At 55.5% G+C, this 26,635-nt stretch carries 26 protein-coding genes; 12 read left to right on the forward strand and 14 right to left on the reverse strand.

Annotation, left to right across the window (positions count from 1 at the left end; translation table 11 throughout):
* Window positions 1-297 precede the first annotated feature (297 nt).
* Window positions 298-999, reverse strand: a complete 702-nt coding sequence (locus PSR63_RS01695; protein WP_274330188.1) for a HEAT repeat domain-containing protein — start codon at window positions 997-999, stop codon at window positions 298-300.
* A 381-nt stretch (window positions 1,000-1,380) separates the two neighbouring features.
* Here PSR63_RS01695 and PSR63_RS01700 point away from each other — a divergent pair, with 381 nt between their 5' ends.
* Together PSR63_RS01700 and PSR63_RS01705 are read left to right on the forward strand one after the other, a co-directional pair.
* Window positions 1,381-1,908 (forward strand): hypothetical protein, encoded by a 528-nt coding sequence (locus PSR63_RS01700; protein ID WP_274330189.1) that lies wholly within the window; start codon window positions 1,381-1,383, stop codon window positions 1,906-1,908.
* 119 nt (window positions 1,909-2,027) lie between these two features.
* On the forward strand, window positions 2,028-3,452 hold the full coding sequence (locus tag PSR63_RS01705) for an SPFH domain-containing protein (RefSeq protein WP_274330190.1): 1,425 nt from the start codon (window positions 2,028-2,030) through the stop codon (window positions 3,450-3,452).
* A gap of 73 nt (window positions 3,453-3,525) precedes the next feature.
* Here the strand turns inward: PSR63_RS01705 and PSR63_RS01710 are convergent, their stop codons facing one another.
* From PSR63_RS01710 to PSR63_RS01720, 3 genes are all read right to left on the reverse strand, one after another.
* Window positions 3,526-4,380 (reverse strand): hypothetical protein, encoded by an 855-nt coding sequence (locus PSR63_RS01710; RefSeq protein ID WP_274330192.1) that lies wholly within the window; start codon window positions 4,378-4,380, stop codon window positions 3,526-3,528.
* A gap of 681 nt (window positions 4,381-5,061) precedes the next feature.
* A complete protein-coding gene (locus PSR63_RS01715; RefSeq protein WP_274330193.1) occupies window positions 5,062-5,835 on the reverse strand; it encodes a toxin-antitoxin system YwqK family antitoxin in 774 nt (257 codons plus the stop codon).
* Window positions 5,836-6,022: 187 nt separating this feature from the next.
* On the reverse strand, window positions 6,023-6,373 hold the full coding sequence (locus tag PSR63_RS01720) for a hypothetical protein (protein ID WP_274330195.1): 351 nt from the start codon (window positions 6,371-6,373) through the stop codon (window positions 6,023-6,025).
* A 641-nt stretch (window positions 6,374-7,014) separates the two neighbouring features.
* On the opposite strand from PSR63_RS01720, the gene PSR63_RS01725 reads away from it, so the two are divergent.
* From PSR63_RS01725 to PSR63_RS01750, 6 genes are all read left to right on the forward strand, one after another.
* Window positions 7,015-8,028: a hypothetical protein gene (locus PSR63_RS01725; RefSeq protein ID WP_274330197.1), complete on the forward strand. Its 1,014-nt coding sequence runs from the start codon at window positions 7,015-7,017 to the stop codon at window positions 8,026-8,028.
* A 121-nt stretch (window positions 8,029-8,149) separates the two neighbouring features.
* The gene (locus PSR63_RS01730) at window positions 8,150-8,410 is read left to right on the forward strand and encodes a hypothetical protein (protein ID WP_274330199.1); all 261 of its coding nucleotides are present in this window, start codon (window positions 8,150-8,152) and stop codon (window positions 8,408-8,410) included.
* Window positions 8,411-8,502: 92 nt separating this feature from the next.
* A complete protein-coding gene (locus tag PSR63_RS01735; protein WP_274330201.1) occupies window positions 8,503-9,483 on the forward strand; it encodes an MOSC domain-containing protein in 981 nt (326 codons plus the stop codon).
* Between the two features lie 147 nt (window positions 9,484-9,630).
* The gene (locus PSR63_RS01740; RefSeq protein WP_274330203.1) at window positions 9,631-10,986 is read left to right on the forward strand and encodes an arylsulfatase; all 1,356 of its coding nucleotides are present in this window, start codon (window positions 9,631-9,633) and stop codon (window positions 10,984-10,986) included.
* Window positions 10,987-11,019: 33 nt separating this feature from the next.
* On the forward strand, window positions 11,020-12,090 hold the full coding sequence (locus tag PSR63_RS01745; RefSeq protein ID WP_274330204.1) for a dienelactone hydrolase family protein: 1,071 nt from the start codon (window positions 11,020-11,022) through the stop codon (window positions 12,088-12,090).
* 89 nt (window positions 12,091-12,179) lie between these two features.
* Window positions 12,180-13,370, forward strand: a complete 1,191-nt coding sequence (locus tag PSR63_RS01750; RefSeq protein ID WP_274330205.1) for a M14-type cytosolic carboxypeptidase — start codon at window positions 12,180-12,182, stop codon at window positions 13,368-13,370.
* Between the two features lie 12 nt (window positions 13,371-13,382).
* Here PSR63_RS01750 and glsA read toward each other — a convergent pair whose 3' ends face one another.
* From glsA to PSR63_RS01775, 5 genes are all read right to left on the reverse strand, one after another.
* The gene (gene glsA, locus PSR63_RS01755) at window positions 13,383-14,423 is read right to left on the reverse strand and encodes a glutaminase A (protein WP_274330207.1); all 1,041 of its coding nucleotides are present in this window, start codon (window positions 14,421-14,423) and stop codon (window positions 13,383-13,385) included.
* Window positions 14,424-14,442: 19 nt separating this feature from the next.
* The gene (locus tag PSR63_RS01760; RefSeq protein ID WP_274330209.1) at window positions 14,443-15,213 is read right to left on the reverse strand and encodes a MinD/ParA family ATP-binding protein; all 771 of its coding nucleotides are present in this window, start codon (window positions 15,211-15,213) and stop codon (window positions 14,443-14,445) included.
* Window positions 15,214-15,286: 73 nt separating this feature from the next.
* Window positions 15,287-15,778: an FHA domain-containing protein gene (locus PSR63_RS01765; protein WP_274330211.1), complete on the reverse strand. Its 492-nt coding sequence runs from the start codon at window positions 15,776-15,778 to the stop codon at window positions 15,287-15,289.
* A 264-nt stretch (window positions 15,779-16,042) separates the two neighbouring features.
* Entirely contained in the window at window positions 16,043-16,231 is a 189-nt protein-coding gene (locus tag PSR63_RS01770; RefSeq protein WP_274330213.1) for a hypothetical protein, read from the reverse strand.
* 95 nt (window positions 16,232-16,326) lie between these two features.
* Window positions 16,327-16,662 carry a flotillin-like FloA family protein gene (locus PSR63_RS01775; RefSeq protein WP_274330215.1) on the reverse strand — a complete coding sequence of 112 codons (336 nt, stop codon included), beginning with the start codon at window positions 16,660-16,662 and terminating at the stop codon, window positions 16,327-16,329.
* A 153-nt stretch (window positions 16,663-16,815) separates the two neighbouring features.
* Between PSR63_RS01775 and PSR63_RS01780 the strand changes: the two genes are divergently transcribed.
* Window positions 16,816-17,649: an alpha/beta hydrolase gene (locus PSR63_RS01780; protein ID WP_274330217.1), complete on the forward strand. Its 834-nt coding sequence runs from the start codon at window positions 16,816-16,818 to the stop codon at window positions 17,647-17,649.
* Window positions 17,650-17,654: 5 nt separating this feature from the next.
* Here PSR63_RS01780 and PSR63_RS01785 read toward each other — a convergent pair whose 3' ends face one another.
* The 3 genes from PSR63_RS01785 to PSR63_RS01795 form a co-directional block, all read right to left on the reverse strand.
* Complete coding sequence (locus PSR63_RS01785) at window positions 17,655-18,914, reverse strand: glycoside hydrolase family 71/99-like protein (protein ID WP_274330219.1); 1,260 nt, start codon at window positions 18,912-18,914, stop codon at window positions 17,655-17,657.
* A 43-nt stretch (window positions 18,915-18,957) separates the two neighbouring features.
* On the reverse strand, window positions 18,958-20,448 hold the full coding sequence (locus PSR63_RS01790) for a di-heme oxidoredictase family protein (RefSeq protein ID WP_274330221.1): 1,491 nt from the start codon (window positions 20,446-20,448) through the stop codon (window positions 18,958-18,960).
* 166 nt (window positions 20,449-20,614) lie between these two features.
* A complete protein-coding gene (locus tag PSR63_RS01795) occupies window positions 20,615-22,066 on the reverse strand; it encodes a di-heme oxidoredictase family protein (protein WP_274330223.1) in 1,452 nt (483 codons plus the stop codon).
* Between the two features lie 199 nt (window positions 22,067-22,265).
* Between PSR63_RS01795 and PSR63_RS01800 the strand changes: the two genes are divergently transcribed.
* Window positions 22,266-22,661, forward strand: coding sequence for a methionine-R-sulfoxide reductase (locus tag PSR63_RS01800; RefSeq protein ID WP_274330225.1), 396 nt, complete (start codon window positions 22,266-22,268; stop codon window positions 22,659-22,661).
* A gap of 110 nt (window positions 22,662-22,771) precedes the next feature.
* Window positions 22,772-23,668, forward strand: coding sequence for a LysR family transcriptional regulator (locus PSR63_RS01805; protein WP_274334276.1), 897 nt, complete (start codon window positions 22,772-22,774; stop codon window positions 23,666-23,668).
* On the opposite strand, the gene PSR63_RS01810 is transcribed toward PSR63_RS01805, so the two are convergent.
* Window positions 23,665-24,156: an MgtC/SapB family protein gene (locus PSR63_RS01810; RefSeq protein WP_274330226.1), complete on the reverse strand. Its 492-nt coding sequence runs from the start codon at window positions 24,154-24,156 to the stop codon at window positions 23,665-23,667. The genes PSR63_RS01805 and PSR63_RS01810 overlap by 4 nt on opposite strands.
* Before the next feature lie 186 nt (window positions 24,157-24,342).
* On the reverse strand, window positions 24,343-25,449 hold the full coding sequence (locus PSR63_RS01815) for a PDZ domain-containing protein (RefSeq protein ID WP_274330228.1): 1,107 nt from the start codon (window positions 25,447-25,449) through the stop codon (window positions 24,343-24,345).
* 165 nt (window positions 25,450-25,614) lie between these two features.
* On the opposite strand from PSR63_RS01815, the gene PSR63_RS01820 reads away from it, so the two are divergent.
* A complete protein-coding gene (locus PSR63_RS01820; RefSeq protein WP_274330230.1) occupies window positions 25,615-26,562 on the forward strand; it encodes a GNAT family N-acetyltransferase in 948 nt (315 codons plus the stop codon).
* Window positions 26,563-26,635: the final 73 nt, after the last annotated feature.

A 26,635-nucleotide genomic window follows, 5' to 3' on the forward strand; every position in this document is an offset into this window, starting at 1 on the left:
CCGAAACGTGGGGCAAAATGCAGGGTGTAGGGTGGATTCTCGCACAAGCGGCCGAGCAAGATAAAACACCGCGTTGTCATTGCGAGACTCATGCATCTTCGTTTCTGGCATCAGTTATACGGCACACCACGCTAATAGCAAACGGCATCCCTGGCGGTTGAACTGAAATGAAACCAATGCCATTCCAAGTTTTTGCGCACCCATAAACGCTGGTCAATTGGCGCAAGATGGGAATCCGTAACTGCACCACTTTTTCTAAAGTTAGTGCTTGTCGATTATGCGTATCGCAACGGAGATCTACCGGAAAAAGCTGGGCACGAGCTGATCAGCAATCGAATAGGGCGGAGGTTCCGGATTACCTCCCATCGCAAACTCCCGCCACTTAGCGGTATCGCCTTGATAGTCGACGTTGCTGGTTTTGCGTAATGATTCGATTGCGGCAAAACGCATGGCAGGATCACGTGCGTCGAGTGCCGGCACAAGAGCCTCCTTCGCTTTGGGTGTTTTGAATTCCCCGAGCGCTGTCGCCGCAGTGACCCGGACGTCGTAGTCCCGATCGCGGATCAGCACGTCGGCCAAAGCATCGACTGCCTCGGGATTCTTAGATTCACCTAACGCCACGACAGCCGCTCGACGAACGTCCGCGTCGCTGTCAAAGAGTGACGACTTGATCGCGGCGAACGCGTCCGGCGTGTTCAGTTTAGCTAAGCTGCGCAGCATATGAACGCGGATCACTTCGTTCTGCTCTTCGGGAAGTGCTTTGGCGATCGTGGCCGCTTCTTCCGCGCGCCGCTCGGCCGACATGCCTCCGGCACTGGACGCTAAATCGTCCAACGCTTCGATCCGCTGAACGGGCGTAGGGCCATACTTGGCGAGATCGGCTGGATCATCTTTGTCCCACCAAATGATTGGGTCGACGATCGCACCGTTCGAGGCACATCCGGTCAGCCCCAGGAGCAGGGCTACCAGAATTCCGCAAAGCGGGGACTGCTGGTCCATGAATATTTGTCCAACTGGCGTAGGAATAAAGACTTTTTGCGACGTAAGCGGGCAGACGCTACCAAAATGATCGGCCTCGTTCCAGGCGAATTCTCACTCAATTTTTATGCCTACGATCGGCCCCTTAAAAAGTTCTAGAGATTGTTTCCCACACGACCAAAAACCTGATATGGTAACGGCTTAGCGTGATCTTGCGGGCCTCCGTAGCTATCGTTGCTGGTCTGTCGCCCCCAAGATTCCGCGGTTTGCGGCGAAACACTGGCGGAGAATTCAGTTCCATTCCCGCGGACTTCGCACCCAAAACATGACAACTCATCGCACAGTAAACAGAGACCCTCGTTTGATCGTCTCTTGCTCTTTACCCCCGAAGGGAGGCCTCCGGTGATCGATCCTCAACAACATGCCAAGAATCGAGGGCTCGTCGAGTCGATACTCCAGTACATCCCTGGTTTTTCCGGCTACCTCGCTCGCGAGTATCGCCGCGAAAGCGACAGCATGACCCGGAACTTTCTGGCCGACAAACTTCAGAAGTCGAAGAAGGGGCTCGACGAGTATGGCAATACATTGGTCGGGCTCGGTGCAATCGATCAACTGCCGATGCTCGAGCGTCTTCGCAGCCGCTTAGACCTGGCCATCAATCGGCTGAAGTCGCAGATGCCGGGCTACAGTGGCTTCTTTGACTTCGTTCAAGTCGACGAAGAGCTGCTGACCGACATCTACGAACACGACCTGGCCCTCGTCCAACAAGTCGAAGGCTTGGCCACCGAGATTCAAAACCTGGGCACCTCGCAGCTGACTCCGGCCCAAGTCGTGCCCGAGATCACCTCAAAGATCGACGGCCTGTTAGGCAAGATCGATCACCGCGAGAACATGCTCAAAGGCGTCGCCGCCGGCGGGGATACTCCGTAGCCAAATGATGAACGGGGACCGTTCTCTTCTCCAGTCCCCTCGCCCCTATGGGGAGAGGGAACCAAACTTGAAAACAACCATCTCATCGCAAGAATCCGTCATAGAAAGAGAGAAACCTGATGAGCCTGCAATTGGAAGTCATTCAGTTTTTCGATAACTCGAATCGCTCCATCGTGCATCGCATGCCACCTGAGGGCTCAGCCGCCATTAAGTATGGTGCCCAGCTGATCGTGCAGCAGAATCAGGAAGCCGTCTTCTTTATGGACGGCAAGGCAATGGACTCGTTCGGTCCGGGCCGCTACACGCTGCAGACGCAGAACATCCCGCTGATCACGAAGATCCTCACCATTCCGTGGGAGAAGTCTCCGTTTCAGGCGTCGGTCTACTACTTCGGTAAGCAGACCTTCCTCGATCAGAAATGGGGCACGCGGCAGCCGATCACCATCCGCGACCGCGATTTCGGCATGATCCGCCTGCGTAGCTTCGGGAAGTTCTCGTTCCGCGTGGTCGATGCTCCGCTGATGCTCAATACGATCGTCGGTAGCCAAGGCAAATACACTACCGACGAAGTCAGCAGCTACTTGAAGGACCTGATCGTCTCGCGACTGACCGACCTGCTCGGCACGTCGCAGATCAGCATGTTGGACCTGCCCAGCAAGTTCGACGAGATCGCCGCCGGTACGCGCATCAAAGTTGCCGACGACTTCGCCAAGTACGGGCTCGAACTGGTCGACTTCTTCATCAACGCCATCACTCCGCCGGAAGAAGTGCAAAAGGCAATCGACGCTCGCAGCAGCATGGGAGCGATCGGCGATCTTCGCGCGTTCACCATGTACCAGGCGGCCAACAGCATGAGCAAGATGGCCGAGAACAGCGGGGAAGGGGGTGGTGCTGGCCCCGGTGCCATGCAAATGGGTATGGGTGCCGGCTTCGGCATGATGATGCCCGGCATGATGCACGCCGCGATGCAAGGGTACCAGCAACCAGGCATGCCGCCGCAAGGCGGACCCGGCACGCAGCCGATGGGTGCTCCGACCGGCCCGAACCCCGGCCCAGCACCTGCCGCCGCCGCGATGGGTGGAGCAATGAGCTTCGACGACCTGCAAGGCAGCCCCGGTGCCGCCGCAGCTCAGAAGCTGACCGCGAAGGACATCGTTAAAGCGGTCGCTCAAACCAGCAGTTGGCCACTGACGGAAAATAGCGAAAGCGACTGGACCATCAACGTCCCGGTCAGCTCGCTCCGCAAGCAAAACGTGCATGTCACCTTCGGCCAGAAAGATGACGACGGCAACGAACTGGTTGTCTACCACAGCTTGTGCGGCCCGGCGAATGAACGTAACGCGATGGCCCTGCTTCGCTACAACACGAAGATGATCCACGGAGCGTTCGCTGTCGAAAAGGGAGACGCCGGCGAAGTCATCACCGTCCGCGCCAACCAACTGGCCGACGCCGTCGACCAATTGGAAGTCACCAAGACCATCACCGCCATCGCCTGGCAGGCTGATAAGGTGGAAGAGAAGTTGTTGGGCACGGATAACTACTAATCCTTGAATCGCCGGACATCAAATCGGCAGCACGAACCCAAATCAATTCTCTTGGCCCGCAGGGGGCACGTTGTCATGGCGGTCCGCGTTCATGTTCGCTATCCGCTCCAGATCCCACGCCCAAGGCTTCTTGGGGGTGGTTTTCGATTGCACAACAAACGCGTTCGCGTCGTTTGGGTTTAATGACCTTCTTGTTCGTCGGCGTTTCGGGTCGAGGTTGTTCCTCTTGCGACGGCTCTTGCTTCGAAACATTGAGTTCGCGTTTCAACGCATCGATCTCATCCTGCTTCGCAGTTACTTCGCCGATCAGTTGAATGTTCAGTGTCTTCAAGCGATAGTACGTCCACGCGAACAACCGGGCAGACGCATACGTCTGGGGCTCCCGTAGTGGACGCTTGGCACGGCGGAGTTCCCATTCGCGAAACCGCGTATCTGAATCGCGTTCGCGGGGTTCTCGGCTATCGTCGGACAACGACCGCGAACGTATCGGCCTGCGACTGGTGGAGATCGGCGGAGGATCGCCCTCAGGAAATTCATAGGCAGCCACCTTAGGATCAATCCAAGCGATCTTGCTGTTGGCTCCGTAGTGGGGCCAGTGCGTCATGGCCTCTTGCGAGGAAGGTTCTTCGGGAGAAACATCCTCGGCCATGGCCGCCTGAAACGCCGCTTCTTCCTGGGCCTCTTGTCGACGAACAATTTCATCCAAGGTAAAGGACTTCGGATGCGGCATCGATTGACTCGCTGCGTTTGCCGGCCGCGCTGACTTCTCGCGAACAGGCTCTGCCAACGGTTCATTCGGCAGCACCAGCAATACTTCGCCGCAGCAGGGGCACAATAGCCGGTTCCCATCGCGCACGGCAACCTGCGGGGCGTGGCCTGGTGAGCCAGCTCCGTGTGTTTCAGGTTGTGCTGCGTGGTGATGGGACATCGTGAAAACTCTCCGTCGGTTAAATCGTGTGCCACTGCCGCCCTCGGCAGTGTGAAGTTAGCAGAAGTTTATCCATCCCCAATTGACCTTTAGAGCACTGGCGAGAGGCCAGAGGCTTGCGGAGATTGCGATGGGGACTACAAAGCATGCCCACGAAGTCGAGGACATGCTTTAGGTATACCAGCCTGTCGGTGCGGAAAGATAGTGCGCGCGGAATTTTGCTGCTACGGCAAGAGAAGCGAAATGATAACGCACCGCACAACTTCACCGTGCAGACCCCTCTTCGTGAATGTTCTCGTTTTTGGATTTCGAGCTATCTGATCCCTAAGAAAGGACTTAGCGATCCCGAGTCCTTTTCAATTGTCCCATGAGCGAACCGGACACGGTATCGAACTCAACGGAGGCCAAGAGCCTGTGTGTTTGCGTGCACCAAATCCGCACTGGCCAGAGTCCAGTGGCACACGGAAGATTAATCGCTCGCCAGTGCCACCCAGCCGCGAGGTGAAATCGTTACCAGCGTTGCGTGTCACCCGACAGCTATCGGAAACAGTTGGCAATCCGCCTGACCGAGTACCAGTTAGCCCGCAACACCACCGCCCGAACTTCGCGCCATTGCTTCTAGAAGAAATAGCACAAATGAAGAACTTTGAAACCACTGCGATAGAATTAGGAGGGCTAGAATCAATCTGTGCGTCCCGAAATAGCCTTGGACTCTTGCGGCAACTGCTTGAGAAACTGCTCTACTGCGATGCCCTCATTCTTCGTTGACTCTTTTCTCCACTTTGAAAACACTTCACGTATTTGCTCATCGGATAGCTTGATCTCATGATTACCGTTTTGGCCAAATACCCTGACGGTGCTGTGGTCAAGCTTATCGTTGTTAAAGATTCCCGTCCACCAAAGCGTACCGTCTGGCCTATAGGCCCTTGCGTTACCATGAATAGCACCATGTCGAGTCATCCCTGCAAACTTCATAACTCCATTTGGGTAATAGCGTTCCATCACTCCATCGAACATCCCATCTACCAACGTAACAAACAACACCTCCCCTTTCTTCCCCCTAATCATCAATACTTTGTCACGAATACGTTCATCCGAATTGCCACTTTGCCTTGGACGTATAGCAACATACCACTGGGACTCTGAATTCGCATTGCCTTGAAAGTACAAAAGGTCATCTTTGCTATCATCACTTTCATAGCGACATTGCACCCCGCCAGCAGATATTAAGCGCTCAGGTGGGCGATCAACTAGCCTCCACCGCACTCCGAGGAATTTTAAAGTCCCTGGAAATGCAAAAGTTTCTGCACCAATTTTCGCGATCGATACTTCATCAGGACTTGATGCGTACTCCCATTTCATTGCTCCCTCATTGTCGCCCAATACACATAACACTGGCCCCACCAGTATGCTGTTGCATGCAACACACACTACCACAAGACGAATCACATTCATTACACTCATCCTCCTAAGTACGCTTCTAACGAGAGCCCACGCACCGCAATCGGCTGGGTGGCACTGGCAGATAGTCAAATCTTTGTGTGCCACTGGCCTCTGGCCAGTGAAAACAGAAAAGACCCCCGTCCCCTTTTCTTCTCTTTGTGCTGAACAGTATTGCTCCGTCGCCAATTCTTCAGCAGCTTCATGCAAGCGATGATTTGTCCAATGCTGTGGAAATAAGTGACTGCTTTTCACTTTCTTTCAACGCCGACCATGTTTCATGAGTGACATGAGGTACCTCTTTTTCGACATACTTCGGAGGTTCAATTGATTCCCAGACGATGATTTTTCTTTGCTTGCAATGCGTACAGCGTGCTTTGAGGCCAATGTGAAAATCGTGTCCTTTTGAATCCTTATCGCATGCAACACCAAACACATTATTTAGCACATCGGCACGTTTGAACTGATCGAGCGATTCAGCACGAGGATCATTCCCGATCAATCGATCGACTTCCGTGAATGTCGGGTCGAGATTCGCATTCAAATAGCGCATCTCTCCTGACTCCGAACGCATTAAGAATTCGCCGTAAGCTAGTCCACTAATTACCGGAGCCTCGTACGATTGACCGCATGCTCCACAGTGATATCGAAAAACTTGCAATCTCATTGGGCTGGTGAAACAAACTGAGGGTTCAAGATATCGTTAAAGTTGTCCAGAATCGGGCTGGGTGGCACTGGCAGATAGTCAAATCTTTGTGTGCCACTGGCCTCTGGCCAGTGCGAATTAGGTACCGATACTCTAATCGGAAACCGGCTACGATTCACAGGCAGTGGGTTGAGGTTAACCAGAAGACTTGCGCTCGCTCAGGGTCAGACATGGGTTAGGCGGAGCAGCAAGAAACGATAAAACGCCCAGAGCTCTCCCTCTCGGCGTTTGTCGTTAACTGGCTTATCAGCGGAAATTCCGCTTTAAAGAAACGCTCCCCGGGATAGGACAACTTAACATAACCAGTTCGCCTGGGTGGCTTACTTGCCGCGATAGAACTGACAGATGATCAAGTCAGGTAATCTATAACGACGCCCTTACGTTGAAACCCGTTTTCGCGGCTGTTTTTCCGATAAGAGTAATACGAAGCCAGACGCGAAAGATGCTGGCATTTCGCATAAAACTTATGGAAATTAAGGCGGGCAGTCATGAGACTCACTGGTGGAATTACAGCGGCCATCTTATTCACGGCCATTTCTTTGAGCGGCGCAGCTGCTTCGGTGGACGCCGGAGAATTGTACGAACCGTGTGATCTGTCCTGTGCCTCTTGCTGTGCGACCGACGGTTGCGGCGGCTGTTCGTCTTGCTGCGGTTGCGACGCAAGCCTGCTCGATTGTCTGCATCCGAGCGATCACTGCTTCGACGACTTCATCAGTCCGATGATCAACTTCGTGTTCTTCGAAGATCCGCGGACGGTGACCGAACTTCGTCCTATCTTCGTGAATCACTGGGTACCGAACACGATCGGTAACGGCATTGCTGCTGGCGGTAACGTTCAGTTGTATGCGGCCCAGTTCCGTGTTGCATTGACGGACCGCTTGAGCGTCATCGCGACCAAAGACGGTTTCATTGTCGATAACACCAATGGCACGCTCGACGCGATCCTGGACGATGGTTGGGCTGATGTCTCGGCGGGTCTGAAGTACAACCTGCTGCGGGACCCTTGCTGCGGAACGCTTCTGTCGACTGGTTTCACGTACGAACTTCCTGTTGGCAGCAGCGACGCTTTGCAAGCCCAAGGGGACGGCGAGTTCCACCTGTTTTTGACCGGTGGTCAACGTTTGTGGGACGGTGATGCTCACGTGCTGTCGAGCATCGGCTATCGTTTGCCAGTCGACTCGAGCGTGTCGACCTCGGCGATTCACTGGTCGAACCACTTTGACGTGCGACTGACCGAGAAGGTTTACCTGTTCACCGAGCTTGCCTGGTGGCACTGGACCGATGATGCTTCCAACGGGGCCTCGCTGGGCGTGGCTGGTGCCGACCTGTTCAACCTGAGCGTGGACGACGTTGCTGGTAACAACCTGGTGACGCAGAACGTCGGTATGCGATTCAAGCCGACTGGCAACGTAGAAACGGGTATCGCCTATGAATTCCCATTGACCGGGTTCAAAGACATCACCGATAGCCGCCTGACGGTCGATATGATCCTGCGATACTAAAACGCGAACACTCCAATTCCGCCGCCAAAGCCGCTTGAGTCATCAAGCGGCTTTTTTTATGCAATAATTGATTCGCTGCGACTGACTCGCCACGTGTCGATTCCCTTCCAAGGACCCTCTCATGAAGAAACTTGCTGCGATTAGTGTTGCGTTCGTTTTGCTGTCGGCAGGCGTTGTTTTGGCTATCACCGAAAGCCAGGCAACGGTCGCCCCAGTTCTACAAGAGTTGAAAATGAAGCCGATCCCCAGCAAGGTGATTGGTGGACCTCAGAAGTATGAGATTACCGACGAAACGATCGAGTTTCTGACCAAGGCCAAGAAGTCAGGGAAGGTCGTCGTGCTAAAATCGGATGGTTCGATTGAACTGGTGAAGGGCAAGTAGAGCTCACTTCGCCGTGCCCCCGCCCGCGAACCTGGCAGACCTGATGCTTGTCATCGGAATTGGCTTCGCCCACTTCCTGTTCCGAGTAGTGCATGAACGATCAGCAGTTCCTGACAGCATTTGAATCTTGCACGCTTCCTCAAGAAGAGTGGACGCATTTGGCGCACGTTCGCGCGGCGGTGCTGATTGCCTCGCAAAATACGTGGCCTGAAGCGGTCCGCTTGATGCGTTCGCGGATTCAGGCCTATAACGCGGCGACCAATACGCCAGAGGAGCTTGAGCGAGGCTATCACGAAACGCTGACCCTGGCATTCATGCGGCTGATCTACACGGCTTGCCAGAAGGATGGCAGTTTCACCAATGCGGCCGCATTCATGGATCGGCATCCGGAACTGCTCGAGAAGAAGGCCATCCTGCGTTACTATTCGCGCGAGCGAATCTTAACATGGGACGCGAAGCAGCGGTTCGTCCCGCCTGATATTCAACCCCTTCCCAATTTGATAGGCGAAACGATGCCTGAGCATCTGACGTTAGAGCAGCTCCACGACGGTCTTCCCCATATCCAAGAGTCGCCGACCGACGATGGCAAGCTGGATGCGATCGTCATACGCCCCAAAACCGACGAGCGAAGCCAGTTGGCCTTCTGCGAACTAAGCCTCGAAGGTGGCGTGCATGGCGACAACTGGGCGCTGGGCTGTTGGAAATCGCTGCCGGACGGTTCGCCTCATCCCGACGTCCAAATCGCCATCACGAACTCGCGAGCGATCGACCTGATCGCAGGAGACACAGGGCGATGGGCACTGGCCGGAGACAATCTTTACGTCGACTTCGATTTGTCGGAAGACAACCTCTCGGCCGGCCAGCAACTGGCGATCGGGGACGTCGTGCTGGAAATCACTGAGATCCCGCACAACGGCTGCAAGAAGTTTTCAGACCGTTTCGGAAGCGATGCCCTGAAGTTCGTCAACTCTGCCGTAGGCAAACAACTGCATCTGCGCGGCATCTATGCCCGGGTGGTGAAGTCGGGCATCGTGCGTGTGGGCGATCGTATTCGGAAGTTATCAGCCACTTAAGCGGGGTATCAAAGCGGGAACGCTGCAGGAAAACGAGTTTCTTGGGCAAGTTTGCCTGATTTTCCCGTAAGATATCAGGGGCAACGACAAGAAATAGGTACAGCCACTTCGGTACCTAACCTTCCCCCCACCTCATCTTCGGTCGCCATGATTCAACGCACCTTGCTGATAGTCGCTCTACTTTCCTGCTTCGCTGCAAACACCTTCGCTGCCGATACCAAGCAGCCCAACATCATTTACATCATGCTGGACGACGCCGGGTACAACGACTTCGGCGCAATGGGCTCGAAGCATGTGCAAACGCCGGCCTTCGACCAGATGGCTGCTGAAGGGATGCGTTTCACCGATCATTACAGCGGCTCGGCCGTCTGCGCCCCGACGCGTTGCGTGCTGATGACTGGCCTGCACACCGGGCATTGCCGCCGACGCGACAACCAGGCCAAAGCCAATCGCGACAAGACGGATGACAACGGCTTGGTCTTCTTGCAGGACGAAGACGTTACGGTGGCGGAAGTCATGCAGAAGGCGGGCTACGTAACCGGTGGGATCGGCAAGTGGGGGCTCGGCAACCCGGGCTTTGATGGTTCGCCTGACAAGCAGGGCTTCGATCACTTCCTGGGCTACCTCGATCAGGTTCACGCCCATTCGTATTACACCGACTGGCTGTGGAACGATGGCAAGCGGATGGAGACCGGCAAGCGTTACTCGCACTATTTCTTCGAAGAAGACACCCTGCGTTTCATCCGCGAAAACCAAAGCAAGCCGTTCTTCCTTTATCTGCCGTACACCTTGCCGCACGGCAAATACGAAATCCCGGCCGATGATCCGGCCTGTCAAATCTACAAAGACAAGAAGTGGCCACAGCAGGTCAAGAACTACGCGGCGATGATCACCCGCGCCGACATGACCGTGGCCAAGATCCTGGACCTGCTGAAAGAACTCGATATCGACGACAACACGATTGTGTTCTACACCTCAGACAACGGCCCCAACCCGCCGTTCTTGAAAGACCTCAAGTCGAACGCTCCTTTCAGCGGCATCAAACGCAGCTTGAAGGAAGGGGGCATTCGCGCGGCGATGACCGTTCGTTGGCCCGGCGTTGTCCCGGCTGGCGAAACAAGCGACTTCGTGTGGGACATGCGCGACGTTTTTCCAACTGCGTGCGATCTGGCCGGGGTCGATGCTCCTGGGCACCTTGATGGGATCTCGGTACTGCCGACTCTGAAAGGAGAATCGCAAGCAGGACATCCGCATCTGTACTGGGAATTCCCGGTCCGCTCGCAACAGGCCGTGCGAATGGGCAAGTGGAAGGGCTACCGCGAAGGCACCAAGTCGCCGCTTGAGTTGTTTGACCTGACCAGCGATCCTGCCGAGACGAACAACCTGGCCAGTAAGCACCCCCAGATCGTGCAGCAAATCGAAACGATCATGGCCCAGTCGCATGTCCCCAGCGAATTCTGGCCGCTGGACTCCGGCAACAAAAAAGGGAAAATGAAGCGGTAACCTGCCGCTACTCCTTCCCCCAGAAAGCCTGCCATGATTCGCTGCTTCGTCTCGCTGTTCCTATGCGCGCTTTCCCTTTCAACGCTTGCCGCACAAGACGTCCCTTGGCTGGCCGAAGTCACAACGCCACCGGAAGACATCGCGACCAAAGACCAAGCCGAGCAAACTCCCAACAACGGATCGCAGGCATGGGAAAGTCAGCGAAACAAACTCCGCGATCAGTGGAAGACGTTTCTTGGTGCGTACTCGTTTCCCGAACTTCCTTTGAAGTTGGAAACCCTCGAAGAAGAACGCCTGGAACATTGCACCCGGCGATTGGTTCGCTATCAAGCGGAACCAGGACGAACCGTACGGGCCTATCTGCTGTTTCCTCACGACCATGCAGACGCCAAGCTACCGGCGGTCGTCGCGTTTCATGGAACGAACCCACGTACGTTTGACAAACTGGTTGGCCTCGATGCCGAGCCAGAACGTCACATGGGGCTGCGGCTGGCGAAGCAAGGTTTCGTGGTGATCTGTCCGGAGAACTTTTTGTGGGAACAGGACTCGTACAAGGCCTCGACCGCGGCGGCCCTGAAGCCCCATCCCGGCAGCAAAGGAATGGCCGTGATGCTGGCCGATGGCATGCGAGCCGTCGATGTGCTGCTCTCGCTGGATAACGTCGATCCCAAGAAGATCGGAGCCTACGGACACTCGCTCGGGGCGAAGGAAGCATTGTACCTGGCAGCTATGGACGATCGCATCTGCGCGGCGGTTGCCAGTGAAGGCGGTATCGAGATTGGCTTCAGTAACTGGGATGCCGTGTGGTACCTGGGAAGCGATGTTAATAAGGAAGGCTTCACGCGCAAACACGAAGAACTCGTCTCGCTGATCGCCGGGCGACCGTTTCTGGTGTTGGGCGGCGAAACAGGCCGCGGCTGCGCCGATGGCGAGCGTAGCTGGCCGGCACTCTGCGCCGGGCAAAAGGTGTGGCAGGCCTTTTATCCAGAACCGGTACGCATCGGATTGCTAAATCATGGACAAGGTCACGCACTGCCATGGGATGCCGGTGAAAAGGTAATCCAGTGGCTAGTAGCTTACGTGGCAGGTCGCCCAGGGGAGTAGTCACGGTTTTGGTTTCATAACAGCCAAAATGCGTGCTACGATAGTCGCTCTGCCATCGATTCACGCCTGCCACCCAGGGAGCCTTCCTAATGCGCTGCCTTGCGATTCTCGTCCTGTTTCTATTTGGTTACGCCAACGTGCTTTTGGCTGGGGAACTTCGCATCGATAGCGACTTCTCTGGCGGGTCGGCGAAGGTGATCGAGATTGACCAAGAGAAGCGTCTTGTTCGGATCGAGCCTGAGGCGAATCCGCAGCGGGGCTGGGAGTGCTGGTGGTACTTTCAGGTCAGCGGTATCGAGCCAGGTGAAACGATCACGCTCGATGTGGGCAACGCCCCGTGGGCGACGCCTGATCAAGCGGCGGTAAGCACTGACAACATCACCTGGCAGCAAACAGCCCCAGGCAAACGAGACGGCAAGCGGATCGTCTACCGGCACAAGGCCGACGGCGAGACTTGCTGGTTCGCGTGGGGGCCGCCGTTTCGTGTGGAAGATGCTCAGCGCTTGGTCAAAGAGTCAGCCCAGAGCAGTCCGCATGCAACCGCCTTCGAGCTATGCCAAACACGTGCCGGTCGGCCGGTTCCTGCTCTGCGAGTCCAAGAAGAAGGCGTCCCCAACAAACAGCGCAAAGGGATCTGGATTCAAGCTCGACAACATGCCTGGGAGTCTGGCTCGAGTTGGGTTTGCCAAGGCCTGGTACATTGGCTGCTCAGTGACGATCCACGTGCCAGCGTCCTGCGGCAAAAGTCGCGGATCACGATCGTACCGGTGATGGACATCGACAACGTGGCGATCGGGGCAGGGGGGAAGAACCAGATCCCACAAGATCACAACCGGGACTGGAGCGACCAGCCTCACTGGAACAGTGTGAAAGTCGCTCAGCAGCAGATCCTCGAACAGGACAAGGCCGGAACGTTCGACCTGTTTGTCGATCTTCACAATCCCGGTGCCAATGATAAAAAGCCATACTTCTACACCACAACAACCGATCAACTTACCGACGAGGGAAAGAGCAACCTGGAACACTTCCTGGCGACCTCGCAACTGGAGATCACCGGTCCCTTAGCTTTCAAAGGGGAAACGCGCGAGTCAGGCCCCAGCTATGACAAAAATTGGACCAAGATCAGTAAGAACTGGGTGACCAAGCACACGGCCGACCGCGTCGTTGCCGTAACGCTCGAGACTTCTTGGAATACGCCCAATAGCCACCAAGGGGGCTACATGACGGTCGGTCGCCAACTGGGCATGGCCATCGAACGTTACTTTCGCACGATGCCATAAGTTTTCAGCGAACTACTTCGGTGGCGAGAACTGACTGACGAGCGATTGCTTTTTGTCGTCCGCCTCGAAGACATGCAGCCCGTAGCGCTGGGCGAGATCCTCGAAGACTTTGATTCCGCGAACGCTGTTGCCTTTGACGTCGAGCTTCGGCGAGAAGGTGCCGATGCCTCCCTGACCAGGAATCACGGCCACGATACCACCGCCGACGCCGCTCTTGGCCGGGATGCCGATTCGATAAGCCCATTCGCCAGCGTAGTCGTACATACCGCAGGTATGCATCACACTGAGCAGGTCTTTGACGTACTCGGCATCAATCGCTCGCACGCCTGTGATCGGGTTCACGCCGCCGTTAGCTAAGGTCGCTCCCATCACCGCCAGATCATGGCAGGTTACCAGCAAGCTGCACTGCTGAAAGTAAAGCTCGAGCGTTTCATCGAGTTGATCGCTCACCATGTCAAAGTTGAGCATCAAGTGCCCGATCGCACGATTCCGGTGACCGGTCATCCGCTCGGACGTAAAGACCGAGTTGTCGACGTAAACGGTGCGTCCACAGTAGCGGCTGAACATATCGATCGTCCGCGTGACCCGCTCGGGATAGTCCTTCCCTTTGACCAGGTCGGCGGCCGCGATTGCTCCGGCGTTGATCATCGGGTTGAACGGTCGATTAGCGACTTGATCGAGCGTGATGGAATTGAAGGCCTCGCCAATCGGCTGCACGCCAATCTTGGAAAGCACGTGTTCTCGACCATGATCTTCCAGGGCGAGTCCAAACATGAACGGTTTCGAGGCGGACTGAATCGTGAACTGCTGATCGCTGTCGCCAACATCAATGGCCTGACCTTCGACAGAGACCGCCGAAATTCCAAACCACGCCGGGTTGGCCTTGGCCAGTTCCGGAATGTAGCTGGCAACCTCACCATCGTCGACCGACGCGTATTTGGAATGGATCTCACGCAGTACTTCCCGCAAAGGAGATGCAGCAGACTTCATCCGCGTGAGCAAAGCATCCAAGTGCGAGGGGGACTCACCGGTGCCGTTTTGAGACGAGTTCATAGAGCTTTCCCCACCTCGATTACGTAGTCAGCGCGTTTGCGACTAGTTGCAACTCGCGCGTGAAAGGATGCTGTGGATAACGATTGACGAACAACCCACTACTGGCCATGCGAACTAACTCGAAATTCAACGGCAACAGGGCCAGAACCTCTGCGTTGTAGATCGATTCGACCTTCGACTTGAGTTGAGCACGATCCATTCCCGGCGGAATCTTATTGACGATCAACGAGACCTCGCTCACATCGAGACGACGGGCCAATTCCAGGGTGACCGAGCTTCCCTGGAAGTCTTGCTGATCGGGCCGCAGCACGAGCAACAGGCGATCGGAAATCACGATCGACAGCAGCGTTTCTTCATTCACGCCGGGATGCGTATCGATGAGCAGGAAGTCGAGATTCAACTTCTGAATCAATCGCTTGAAACCATCGTTGAGCAGACCAACGTCGTAACCTTCTTTCAGCACGCGGCCGATCTCGCTAGTCTTGATGCTGGCCGGCACAAGGAACACACGAGGCCGTTCGTCTTCGTCGGCCACATTGCCGATCGCCGCCTCGGTCACATCGTAGGCAGCCTCTTCAATCGGACAGTCGCCCCACAGAAAGTCATTCAGACAATGGGTGACGCGATCTTCGTGCAGGTGAAACACGACATGAATGCCGGGCGACTGAATATCGGTATCGACGATTCCGACGCGATACCCAGCTCGGGCAATGGTGACCGCGAGATTGGCAGTCACGTTCGACTTTCCGGTGCCCCCGCGAAAGGAGTGAATAGATACGATTTTCGACACGCTGGATTTTCCCAGGGGGGTAACACTTGTTGCAATTTCACGGAAGCCAAGCGGAAGACTGTTGCCTGAAAGACTACTTGTCCTTCATCTTTCGGGCTCGTTCCTGCAGCTCTCGAAATACTTCGGTATCGGCGATGTTCTTGACTTCTTCTTCCAATTGGCCTTCGTCAACCATGAGAAAGTCGAGTGCGATCGGATCGATTTCATTCAGTGTCTGTAGACTGGAAACCGATTCACTGGTTGTCGAAAACTGAAATGACGGCCCAGTCGGTCCTAGCTGAAAGATCGCGTGATCATTCAACGGCTCGTCATTGATTAACGCCCCGTCCAAGACGGTCCCATTGCGTCCTAACGAAACGAGCGCCCATGCGCCATCGCGTGCCAAGAGTTCGACATGCACTCGTGAGACCTGCGGATCGGCCAGACTGATATCGTTCTCGGCTGCCCGTCCGATCGTGACACGCTGACAGTCACTGAAGTTCCATGTCTGAATAGCATGTCCGCTTGAGGAGTCGAGCAATTTGAGCGTAAACGGAAGTACTACCTCGTTGGTATTGTTTCCCATGAACCGCCTCGTTCGAAAGGATTACCTAGGTCAGAGCCTTCATGCATGCAAGTTACGTACCTCTCTTGCGAATCGCGCCAAGCTGTTTCCACAACTTTCTGTAAAGAAAGGAGTTACGAACTAGCGTTAGGATTTGGGCTCGGACGGCAGTGCCCAATATTGCGGCATCTATCATGTCCGAAATGCTGAGAGGTTTGAGAATGCGAGAGATCGCCTTCGCCTCGAAGGTATGAGGCGAAGGCCTGAGTGCGGCGGCAAGTGTGCTTACTTGGAAAGCTTCTTCTTGGCGGTAGTGATCCCTTTGCTCACCGTATCGAAAGCTTCGGCCGCGTCCATTTTGGCCAGCAGCAAGAAGGCCTCGCTCAATACGCGTTTGGTTTCCGCGACGGTGATTTCCGTTTTGTCCGTGTCGACGTGGCGGGATACTTCGTTGTAGAAATCGGTCAACTTCATGGTGCTTTCCTTTTTGCCCCGGAGTTTAGTGGTTCAATGATGTGCCGTAATGTAACGGAATTCGTCACGTACGTCATCGTTTCCTGCGGCGATTTCTAGCCAGGCGTAGACATCCCCTGGTTTTGCTCCACCAGTTGCATCAGGTCGTGACTAGACATGATCGTCTGTTTGCGGGCAATGTACTGCGATTCGACCTGACTCAACGATACCTTCTGCCCTCGCTGCACCAACATGATGTAGGCCTCGGTAACCAACTTCACATTCGAGCCACGCAGTCGCATCCCCAGAATTTGAAAGACGGACGCTTTACCGCCAGACAACATGACCTGTAACCAGGGGCGAAAGATACTGAAGAAGGACGACAGCCCGTAAAGAATGACCGCCAGGATTAGACCTGCGAAGATTCCGTAGACGAAGCTTTTGGGATCCATGGAGCCGCCCTGACCAGAAGAGAATTACAGCAACATTGATGATACCGTAGAAACTCCGGAGACGAAATCAAACCCTAGAATTCGCATGTCGCTCGGTTATCGACTACGATACGCAAGAGTCGCTCCCACCCTTACTCATCCACGAGAATCACCATGCACAAAGTCCTCCTTTCCTCTGCAATCTTCCTGGTACTCGCCACGTCCGTTCTCGCCGCCAAGCCAGAAGGCAAACCAACCGTCTACAAAACGGTCGGCGACCGCGAACTAACACTCTACATCACGAAGCCCGCTGACTGGAAGAAGACTGACAGCCGACCGGCGATTGTCTTCTTTCATGGCGGCGGCTGGGTTGGGGGTGCCCCGGGTCAATTCACCGAGCACAGTAAACACCTGGCCGAGCACGGTATGGTTTGTGTTCAGGTCGAGTATCGTTTGTTGGATCGCAAAAGCGACGACCCACCGGTTACCTGCACCGAGGATGCTTTGGACGCGATGAAGTGGGTTCGCTCGCACGCCAAGGAGTTAGGTATCGACCCGGATCGTATCGCGACCGGTGGCGGCTCGGCGGGTGGGCACTTGGCCGCTTACCTCGGTACGGTCGACCAAGGGAAACAAGACGTTTCGACCAAGCCCAACGCGATGGTGCTGTTCAATCCGGTTTACGACAACGGTCCCGGCGGCTGGGGAACCTCGCGTGTAAAAGACCGCTACAAGGAATTCTCTCCAGCCCATAACATCAGCGCCGATGATCCTCCTGCAATCGTGTTTCTCGGCTCCAAAGACAATCTGATCCCGGTTGCGACGGCCGAGCGATTTCAGGAAGCGATGAAAAAGGCTGGCGTCGACAGCGAACTTCGCGTGTACGAAGGGCAAGGGCACGGCTTCTTCAATCACGGCAAGGACAAAAACCGCTGGTACAACGAAACCGTGGCCGAGATGGACAAGTTCCTCACCTCTCTCGGATGGATTTCTGCAGACAGCAAATAGCCGTATTAAGGTCGGATGGGGATTCGCTCGCTCAAGGGCGTATCCCCGCGGATCATCTTGGTGCCTTCGCCGGTTAGCCGCAGGTACCAATCGGACGGCAGTCCCTCGTAGGTCGCACAGTTGGCTTCCAACGGCGGGTCGTTGGTCACCTTGTAGATTGCCGTGGCCTCGTCGACTTCGTCAAACATCGCGACATACGCCATCCCGCTGCCTAACTTCTTCGCCGCCACAAACTGTTCCCACATGAACTCACCGTCGCGGCGTGAGATGGTATCTTTTTGAGCCAGCGGACCTTTTAGATTCATCCAATTGAAGCCGGGATAGATGACCGGCAGAAACCTGGCGCCGGATTGTTTGGCTTCGGTCAAATCTTCTTGCCACACGTGCGTGTGGGCGACCTTTTCTCCATTGCGCACCTCGATGTTACCCACGTTCCAGGGGCTGATCACATCAAGCTTACGAAACGCCGATGCCCAGCGTGCGTTATTCTCACTCCGCCAATCTGGCGGGACACCCCCAATGACCGTCGCGTGGTAAGGGCCTTCTTCGTGGAAAAAGTCGATCAGTTGATGGGCAATGTCGGCCGAGAATCGATCCGGGTAGAGCCCCCAGATAAAAACGACCGGCAAGCCATTGTGATCGAGGTAACGCTCGTCGCGGGTCACCTTGCGCTCGTCACAAAGCTGCTTCCAATCGTCGGTCAATCGATCGACGATGCGATCGGCCGGATAGCCTGACAAATCGTAGCAGATGCCAAACGTTCGCCCGGTATCCTTGGCCGAAGTGCGAACGTGTTCCAGGATGGTATCGAATGACGGCTGCCGTAGGTTGACCAGAAACCGCTGCACAAACACGCCGTCGATACCGTACTGCTGCATCCACTGGAAGTGACGCTCGATCGTCTTCTGGTGCACGCTGCTGTAAAGGTACGCAGGCGTTCCGTCAGGATAAGTCATGCCGGGGACCGCATACTTTTCCGAGGGCGTGAACTCCGACAGGTCAGGCCACATCTGAAAGGTAAGCGACTGCGATGTGATCGTCGGCCGACGGCTCCAATGCTGCCAAGCGGAGTTCGTTCCGTCGTCGGGGCAACGAAACCAAGCCTGATAGCCGCACATCACCTTGCCATCGAGCGTGGTCGCATCGACCGGCTGCGACTGTTGGGCGAATAGAAGGCTCGTCGTCATGCTGATCGCCGCGAAGCATACAACGATCAGCCACTTACCCAACACGCGGGGCAGGAAAAGGGATGCCCAGATTTGCATAGCGAATCCTTAGGAGTTCCAACCAAAGCGTCCTATCGCGGCCCTACTTTCGCACGGCCACGGCCTTGATTGTACCACTGGGGATGCCGGAAATCTTCTGGTCACCGGGCTCGGAAGACTCATTGCCGGCAATCGGGTTCGTAGCCTCTTCGGTTACCTGAGGCGCCTTCAGCGTTTCGAGGAATTTTAGAATCGCGACTTGCTCTCGTTCGCTGAGCCGAGCGAAGTTTGACGTCGATGCTAACGCCTCGCCCCCGTGCCATTCAATCGCCGCTCGCAGCGTGGTTGCCCGACCGTCGTGCAGGTAAGGAGCCGAATCGGCAACGCCCCACAGCGGCGGCGTGCGGTATTCTTTGTAGTGATTTTGCTCTTCTACCGTATAGAAGGTCTCGGTATAGCGAATCGGCTCAGAACCATAGTAGGTAGGCATCGTCATGCCTGCGGTAACTTCCGTCGCTTTGACCTTCTTGGCCGGGATGGGATCCTCGAACTCCGATCCCATGTCATGCAACAAGAAGTCCGAGAAGACGCCTTCTACTTGCCCGACATCCCTCACATGACATTCGGCACAGCCAATCGCATCGAACAGAACCGCACCTTGATTGACGTAGCTGCGTTCATTGGGATCTTCTGGCATGACTTGCTCAGGACGGGGTAGAGACCGGACGAAGGCCACAAGTTGGTTGGTTTGCTCCGCCGTGAGATCCGTCCCCTTAAGCTGGTAGTCTGGCTTTAACGGGTCTTTCGATTGGTTCATCTCTTGAACCTGCAAGCCAACTTCCGCGGCACAGGCACCTTTGACGAAGAGATCGAGATCCTCAAGCTGCCCGCGCCATCCAAACCGTCCCGTGAAGCGTCCTGAAACGCCGTTGTTGCTTTGCATTTGCTGCCGTGCGATGGCTTCGATCTCAGCATCACTAATCATCGTAGCAATCAAATGCGTGCCGAAGAGCTGCGGTGGGTTGCGTTCGGCCAGCGCGTATTGCATGTCGTGGTCATGGATCACCAGCTTGAGCGGCAAGAGCGAAACTTCGGAAATACCCCGACGATTCAGCATGCGACGAATTCGCGTACGTGACGCGATGGTCTCATCCAGCGGTGTCGTTACTTTCTCGTGCACCTCAGCGTACTCAGGCGTGGTGCTGTAGCGGTGCAGCAGAATACCGGTGTAATAGCGTCCCTCGGAATCGACGAACTCGGGATGCATCGTTTTCAGACGATTAAGAAACGATTTGATCGTACGCTTATTGAGTTGCCCTGGCTCGGGAACAATCGCCAACATCTGGGCGTTGTGATCTTCGGAACCACTTCCTCCCACGCCGCCTTGGGAATGACACGCGGCACAACTGGTCGCGTTGTACAAAGGCCCGAGGCCGTCACCGTTGGGGCTTAACTTATCGCCTGGTTCCCACTGGTGAACGAACAGTTCGCGGCCGCGAGCCACTGTTTCGTCATCGACGACAAATTGAGCGAAGAGGGGAGAACTGGTCACGAGAACAGCGCCGAGCGCGAGGAGTAACTTAAGTCGGGTCATCTTGATTCCCTTTTCCAACAAAGCGGTTTGGCAGCCTGATAAGAGGGTGTGCCTCCCATCACTGTTTATGCCATCGCTACGATGCTGGCAAACAATTTGCAGAGATGAACCCGACAGTCTGCTGCGAGAGATTCGTCCCAAACGCATCAAGAATCCGCGATGGGAACTAAAATGACGGTGCGGCGATACTCGCCACATTGTCGATCAGATCCGCAGGCACTTCCTCGGCGTTGTTGGGGCCTTTGAGCGACTCCAGGAATTTAAGCAAGCTGAACTGCTTCTCTTCACTCATCAGCGAAAAACGTCGGTAGGACGAGTAGGCCTCGCCTCCGTGCCATTCGATGGCGGCCCGCAGCGTTGTCGCGCGACCGTCATGCATGTAAGGGGCCGAGTCCGCGACGCCCCAAAGCGGCGGCGTTTTGTATTCGGTGTGCTGCTCGGGCCCAACTTCCATCGTCTTGACCAATTCGGTAGTGATCGCGCGACGTCTCATGCCGTGATAAGTAGTAATCACGTCCATTCGCTGGTGTTCGGTGAATTTCGCAACCGGCTCGGCAGGAATGGGGTCTTCGAACTGTTGGCCCATGTGATGTAGCAAGAAGTCCGAGTAGACGCCGGAGAGCGTCCCAACCTTTTCCACATGGCATTCAGCACAGCCGATCCCGGTAAACAACTTCTTCCCTTCGGCGACCATCTCACGCTGCTTGGGATCGGCGGGAATCGCCTGGCGAGGCACGCCCAGCGAACGGACGTAACGAATCAGATCGCCTACCTGCTCTTGGCTCAGGTCGTTTCCTTTCAAGACGTAGTCTTGGCGAAGAGGATCTTTGGTTTGTTCAAATTCATGAACCTGAAGACCGATCTCCGTCGCACAGGCTCCCTTGATGAACAGATCGAGACTTCGCATTTGACCTCGCCAGCCAAACTTACCGGCCATGCGGCCAGAGACTCCAGTGCGGCTTTTCTCTTGAGCTGCGACGAGGTTCTTCAGGTCACCCTCAGTGATTCCTTGGTCGATCTCGTTCAGGCCAAACAGTTGCGGTGGGTTGCGTTCGGCCAACGCATATTGCAGTTCATCTTGATAGGTCACCAGCTTGAGCGGCAAGGCATCGACCGGGCGAATGTTCCGTTTGCTGAGCATCCGCCGAATGCGCAGTCGCGAGTCGTAATTCGATGGCAGCGGCGCCGTCACTTCGTCATGAATCTCAGCGTATTCAGGCGTTGTACTTTGCCGATGCAGCAGAACGCCGAACGAGAACTGATCTTTCTCGTCGACAAAATCAGGATGCATGCCTCTCAAGCGACCGAGAAAGCTCTTGATCGCATCATCTGTGAATTTGCCGGACTCTGGCAGGAAGGAAAGAAACTGGGCGTTTCGCTTGTTATCGCCACTACCACCAACGCCCCCCAGCGAATGGCACTCGACACAGCTCCTTCCGTTGAACATAGGGCCTAAGCCGTCGCCCTGAGGGCTCAGCTTGTCCCCCTGCGTCCATTGGTGCAGAAAGAGTTCTCTTCCACGGGCAACTGGGTCGTCCGCCGCCACGGTTTGAGCGAGGAGAGAGTCGACCGAAAAGAAGAGAATCGCGACGAATAGTAGGGGGCTGATGCGACTCACACGAGTGTCCTTTGTCAGCTGGCTAGCACGAACGCAGGCAATAAATCCACCACTTGTTTAGGCCAACTTTGCAAAGGAAGCAACGAAATTGTACGGGAAATCCCGTAGACCCAACGAACCTCATAGCCGAGACTGTCATGCTGCGTAAAATAGAGGGATAGTCCTGAGACCGAACACGTTCACTCGATTGGGCCGCAACATGCCTCAATACAACCCACTGAACGACGCCGAACGTCACGTGATTCATAATAAGGGAACCGAGTACCCACACACGGGCGAATACACCGATCACGAGGACGATGGCACGTTCATTTGCCGTCAGTGCAACATGCCGATCTATCACTCGGAAGATAAGTTCCACAGCGGCTGCGGCTGGCCCAGCTTCGACGAGCATCTTCCCAACGCCGTGCAACGTGTCCCGGATATCGACGGACGCCGCACGGAAATCGTATGTGCCAACTGCGGAGGGCACCTGGGGCACGTCTTTGAAGGAGAAGGGTTTACCATCAAAGACACGCGTCACTGCGTGAACTCGATTTCGATGCGATTCATTCCCGAAGGCGAACCGTTGCCGGAAGTCATTCGTCCGCATTAAAACAACTCGCAACCTGGCCCGCGTTGGCATGGCACACAAGATGCATATCATGCATAATCATGTCCTGCATCATGTATTTCTTGCATCGATCAGAATCGCAGGCCACGCCAATGGAAATCGAGCAGCTCCAGCAATTTCTTAAAGTCGCCGAACTGGGCAACTTCACCCGAGCCGCCGAATGTCTGGCGATCTCGCAGCCGGCCCTCAGCCGTTCGATAGCCCGCCTGGAAGAAGCCCTGGGGCAACCTCTGTTCGAGCGACAATCGCGGAAGGTCACCCTGACCGATGCCGGACAACTGCTGCTTCCCAGAGCGCATCGCATTGTGGCGTTGGTCGAAGATACCAAGGCCGAGATTTCGGATGATGGGGAAAGTGGAAGAATTCGACTCGGTGCAATTCCGACGATCGCTCCATTCTTCTTGCCGGAGATGCTCAGCCCTTTTGCCGAGTCCTTCCCCAAAGCGCATCTGACCGTTCAAGAGGACACGACGGACAATTTGTTGCGGCGATGTCAGCAAGGCGAGATTGACCTGGCGATCCTGGCACTTCCGATTTCAGCCAAGCATCTGGAAGTGGAGCCGCTCTTCGATGAAGAACTGCTGCTGGTGCTGCCGGTCGATCACCCACTGTGCTCGAAGAAGCAGATCAAACTAGCGGACGTCGAACCCTATCCGTTCATCTTGCTGGACGAAGCTCATTGCCTGTCGGATAACATCGTAACCTTCTGCCGCCATCGATCGTTCAATCCGGTGTCGGTCGAAAGAACCAGCCAATTGGCGACCGTGCAGGAACTTGTGTCACTACGGCATGGCGTTTCGATGATTCCCGAAATGGCGAAACAACTCGACGCGAGCAAACGTCGCGTCTACCGATCGCTGTCTGGCACCAAGCCGACCCGCACGATCGCGATGATCTGGAATCCGTATCGCTTCCAGTGCAAACTGCTGGATCGCTTCAAAGAACACGTTCGACAGTTCGCACACGAGTTTCCCTCGAAGACCGTCTAAGACTCAGGCTCGTCCTTGGCGGGAAAATAAAACCGCTCGAAAGCTCCAACCACGACCAGCGTTAATATTGCCAGAGCAATCGCCATGATGCTCAGGCCATAGTATCCCATGCCACAGGCAACGCCCGTGGCCGCAGCAACCCAGATGGAAGCTGCCGTGGTCAGCCCTCGGACATCTCCGCGTGATTCGATGATGGAACCAGCCCCCAAGAAGCCGACACCTCCAATGATCCCAGAAACGATGCGAAACAGATCGGCCTGCACCCACGAAGGCTCGGCCTGACCAAGCGTCTCGGAATAGTGCAGTCCTGCCAGCAGGAATGTCGCCGCCCCCAGCGAAACCATCATATGCGTTCGCAGACCGGCAGGTTTCGCCTTACGTTCTCGTTCCCATCCCAGGGCCGCGCCACAGATGGTGGCCAATACCAGTCGCAGTAAAGATTCAATGTCCCACACCGAACCGGTCGATAGGACCAAGATTTCTTCCATCACTTTCACCTAACGTTTCGTAACGGCAATTTCGATTCTCTATCCATTGTCCTGCAGAAACGATGCCAAGTCATCACAAAACCGTATCCTTCCACAATGGCTTCAAGCACGACATCGGCGCACGAAAAAAGGGTTTCTCGCGAAACCCTTTTCGTTTTGAGCATGATGAACCCTCGAGAGGAATCACTAGAGATCGGTCGAGGATTTGAGAGCGCGGAGTTCTTCGCGTAGCTGACGGACCTCTTGTTCGAGATCTCGCACCCGGCGACTCAGCGAATCGACTTGTTCCTGGGTCGCAATTCCTGCCGGCATTTCACCCCCTTCGATAGCGCCAATGGCCTTCTGCAACATTCGCAGGGCAGGACGGTCGTCGTCATATGCAGGATCACCACCCGGTCCAATCCCAGGCTGCGGCGGCAATGCCCGCGGATCGCCAAAGAAGAGCTGCGTCGACTCCATGCGGTTCCCGTAGTAATAGTTGACCGGAATCATGCGATCGGCCGGGGAACTACGAACCAACTGAATAAGCCCTACCGCATCGTCAACACGTCGACCATCGTACGACACGATCACGGCACCGACAGGAATATTGCCACGGTCGGCTACGCTACCGCGACTCACACTTTCGACGTAGGCCCCACGGCGAACCGAGATGCCTGTCTGGGCACGGATTTGATCAGAAAGCGGCACGACGCGAACCCCTAGCACGCGCGGCGAGTCATCAACCGGCGGCGGTGGAAGCGGCTCCGATGGTCGCGGCATGTCTCCTTCGACGTCCAGCGGATCGTATGGTCGAGGTGGGATAGGTTGTGCTGGGCGGACAGGAACCTCGACTTCACGGCTACCTAAAGTCAGCGTCATGCCGACCGTGTGATCATTGTTGCGGATGGCCTTGATAATCACGCGATCACCCGGCTTCATGGTTTCCATCCAATTACCAACACCGTCGACCGTATCGAACGACTTATCGTTGAACGAGATGATGCGATCCCCATCTTTCAAACCCGCTTTTTCGGCGGGACCGCCTGGGTTCACTTTCGTGACGAGCACCCCGCGAGGCTGCCCCGCTTGAATGTCACCGTCCACCGTATCGAGCATAGCCCCCAGATAGGGTCTCGCGACGGTCATGGTCTGAGGTGCCGGTCGGTCGGGCCGATCAGGGCGGTTTTGTTGTACTTGATTAAGAATGTCTCCCAGCTTATCCAGGGCTCCTTGAGCCATGACCGCTTTTGGAGCGAGGAGAAGAATCCCTCCCAAAACGATGGACAGTCCGAGTAAGTATCGTGTCCGCATATGATCCTCCTTCTCTGGGTTTTGTCAGAACGTCCCCGCGTCTGACCAATTTACCTTGCCGCCCTTATTGTCGCGCATCCACCCCAAGAAGGAAAGCGAATCCTCGCTGTTGGTGCGGCAAAATCCATGAAGACACGAGCGGGCCTCGCTGTTAATCTAAGGACTATGAACCCTAACGACGCCCCAGATCATCCTGAAATCGGAGCCGCCTCGCCGGAACACTACGGTGCAGCTTTGTGGATGGCTACCGGAGGACGCTCGCGACACGCTCACCGAGGCCGGGTCACCGCACTGTTGGCGGCAGAAAAGCAGGGCAAAATTAGTTTCGACGGGCTCATGACCGCGACACGTGGCAATCGGGTCGTTTCTTCAATCTGGTGTTTGAGTCAGCCAGGAAAGATAGGCACCGTATGGGGTCCAGGCATCCTGTCCGAAGAATCGGACTCGACGGCTGATTTGCTCATTCAACAAGCCGTGCAATTTGCCAAACATCATGATTGCCATCTATTACAAAGCCTGGTCGGGCCCGAAAACCGGCCCGCCGGCAACTTACTCGCAGGGTGTGGCTTTCAATCGATTACGCTTCTAAGCCACCTCGAAGCGCTAACGGAAGACGTTCCGGCAGAGCCTCCCCATAGCGACTTGCAGTTTCGTCGCTGCGATGACTTTCAGTCGGAAGCTTTTCGAAATCTGGTCGCCCAGACTTACGAGAACAGTCTCGACTGCCCAGAACTGGACGGCATGCGGGATGTCGCGGATGTCCTGGAGGGTTACCACGCGACCAGTAATAAGTCGACTTACAACTGGTACACGCTTGAGAACGATGGCGAGATGATCGGTGTCGTCATCACTGCTCATCATGCCGAGCCACAGCAGTTGGAACTGATCTACTTTGGCCTGACCCCGCGTTATCGACAGTTGGGGCTGGGCAAAGAGATCCTTCGCTTCGTTCTGCAGCTCGCCCAATTCCTAGGCTGCCGTTCCACCATTACGGGGGTCGACCAACGAAATACCCCCGCGATCGCCCTGTATCGCCGCTTCGGGTTCGAGCAAGCCAGCGTGAAAGAACTGTTCCTACTCCCTCTCCGTTTGCCGAACATTGCCGTTGCTTAAGTAAGCATGCCAGAAGCCGTGCTTACCGTCTCTTCCAACGATCTTCATAATGCGTGACCAACCGTGTCCCCAC

This window comes from Bremerella sp. P1, assembly GCF_028748185.1.
Taxonomy (GTDB): Bacteria; Planctomycetota; Planctomycetia; order Pirellulales; family Pirellulaceae; genus Bremerella.